Here is a 2239-nt window from a genome sequence, read left to right as displayed (position 1 = left end):
GCCTTCGCACTTTTTTCCGGAGCTATTCCCATTAATTCCTTTCTTATTAAGTCGCTTCTTAGCCATTTATAACCGAACTCCTTGTTTAAGATAGAACTCAAAAAGGACTTCCCCGAACCCGAAAGACCCATAACAACTACGAGTTTTCTCATAACTTCATAAACTTCCTGCTTGGCTTAAAGAGAACAACCTTTCTCTCGGGAATTTCTATAGGCTTCATTTCCTTCAGGTTCATTCCCTTTTTGGGTTTTCTCGTTTTCACCGTAAAAGTTCCGAAACCCGATATCTTAACCCTTTCCCCCTCAACGAGTTTTTCCTCTATTATACAGAATATTTCGGAAACGATAGAGTAAAGCTCTTTTTTCTTTATAGATTTGTCAGACAGACGTTCGTAAAGGGTGTTTACTATATCTCTCTTTGTAGTCATAAAGGGATATTATAAAAGGGGCGAGGAGGATTACATCTTCCACTTTTTCTTCAGTATCTCCCCGAGTTTGAAACCACTTGACGGTGAGGTTGTTGCTACAGCTACCTCTTCTTTTTCTTCCTCTTTCGGTTTTTCCTCCATAAGAGCGTTTATGCTGAAGGTTATCTTTCCTTCTTTCGGATTTATATCTATTATCTTTACCTCGTATTACTGACCTTTCCTTATACGTATGTGTTTCGGAACTTCCGAGAAAGGTAGAAGTCCTTCAACTCCTTCGGGTAACTCAAGAAACGCACCAAAGGGTGCGAGTTCTTTTACAGGTAGCTTTACAACATCTCCAACCTTGTACTTTTGTTTTATCTTCTCCCAAGGATTTTCGGTAAGCTGTTTTATGCCGAGTTTAACATACCTGCCTTCAAGCCCGAGAACCGCAAACTCTCTTTCCTCACCTTCCTTAAGAACCTCTTCAACCCTCTTGGGTCTGGTCCAGGATAGGTCACTTCTGTGGATAATACCTTTAACGTTATCCCCGAGGTCTACGATCGCACGGCTACCCTCAATCTTTACAACTTTACCCTTTACCTTAGAACCTGCAGGGTGTTTTTGTAGGAACTCTTCCCAAGGTCTCGGTTGTGCACGCTTGATGGAAAGAAGTATCCTTCTTCTCTTGGGTTCTATCTTGAGAATCTTTGACTTTACTATATCTCCCTTCTTGAATTCCGGCTTTCCTTCCCATGCAAGTTCTTCTTCGGGAACGAAACCTTCAACCCCTTCCGTGAGTTCAAGGATTACACCCTTCGGCACTACCGCAACAACTTTACCTTCAATGATATCACCCTCTTTGTGCTCCTTGACGAACTTTTCCCAAGGATTTCCTTTTAGTTCCCTAAGGCTTACTATTATAAAGCCCTTTACCTTGTCTATCCTCTTTACTTTTACCTTCAGGGTTTCTCCTACATCCGTGTAGTTATAAGGGTTCTTGTCCCTTCCCCAGGACAGCTCTTCCTTCGGGAGAAATGCCCTTAAGACACCTTCTATTAGAAGCGTTACACCCTTGTTTGGATCAACCTTTACAACTTTTCCTTCAACTACGTCACTGGGCTTTAGCGTGTTGAGAAGCTCCTGTTTTCTTCTTTCCCTCTGTTCGTCTAAATAAGCTTTATGGGAAACTACTATCTTGGGTTTCTTCGTATCAAGCTTAAAATCAATAACCTTGAAAGTTAAAACCTGACCTTCTTTTAGCTTCTTCCCGGCTTCCGAGAAGGGAAGGAAGGCCTTTATCCCCTCTATATCCACTACGAAACCGCCTCTTACTTTGTTCTCTATCTTTCCGACAACGTCCCCTTTATTTAGATATGCCTCTTTTATCTTGTTCAGTTCTTCTTGTTCCTTCAGGGGCTTCACCGAGAGAACAGGGTTAGTCATTCTCGGTGAAAATCTTACGATGACAGCCTCTATTTCCTCACCTTCCTTAATTTCGGGTATTTCTTCCGTGGAAATTACCGCTTCTGTTTTATAACCTATGTCAACAAATGCTGTGTCACCGCTTACCTTAACGACCTTACCCTTTACTATCTGACCCTTTTTTAACTCCTCGGGAGCGGTTAATGACTCTTCCAGGAGCTTCTCAAACTCGTTCATAAACTTCCTCCAGAAGATTTTTATTATAAGGATTTTTCACAGAGGTTTCAAAAGAAGAAAACTTTAAAGACGTTTTTTTCTCTCCCTTAACCATTCCTTAAACGACTTACCAGACAATATACTATTTAAAATATCTTTTTCAAGTTCTGTCAAGTCCTTGGGTATTAAGTC

The 2239-nt window shown here is 41.1% G+C and carries 3 protein-coding genes; all 3 read right to left on the bottom strand.

The annotated features are described in order from the left end of the window. Positions 1-131, bottom strand: a 131-nt coding sequence (locus ACWB1W_RS01705) for an AAA family ATPase (protein WP_479369667.1), incomplete at its 3' end; no start/stop codon positions are given. A gap of 17 nt (positions 132-148) precedes the next feature. Continuing rightward, the gene (locus ACWB1W_RS01700) at positions 149-427 is read right to left on the bottom strand and encodes an HU family DNA-binding protein (RefSeq protein ID WP_479369666.1); all 279 of its coding nucleotides are present in this window, start codon (positions 425-427) and stop codon (positions 149-151) included. 207 nt (positions 428-634) lie between these two features. Next, positions 635-2068, bottom strand: a complete 1434-nt coding sequence (locus ACWB1W_RS01695) for a S1 RNA-binding domain-containing protein (protein ID WP_479369665.1) — start codon at positions 2066-2068, stop codon at positions 635-637. Positions 2069-2239: the final 171 nt, after the last annotated feature.

The organism is Aquifex sp. (assembly GCF_056494385.1).
The sequence above is the reverse complement of the archived record's forward strand: the minus strand, read 5'-3'. Positions and strand labels throughout refer to the sequence as shown.

Excerpts from the sequence above, each read along its gene's own strand:
- ACWB1W_RS01700 (WP_479369666.1), bottom strand. The coding sequence starts at position 427 with ATGACTACAAAGAGAGATATAGTAAACACCCTTTACGAACGTCTGTCT.
- ACWB1W_RS01695 (WP_479369665.1), bottom strand. The coding sequence starts at position 2,068 with ATGAACGAGTTTGAGAAGCTCCTGGAAGAGTCATTAACCGCTCCCGAG.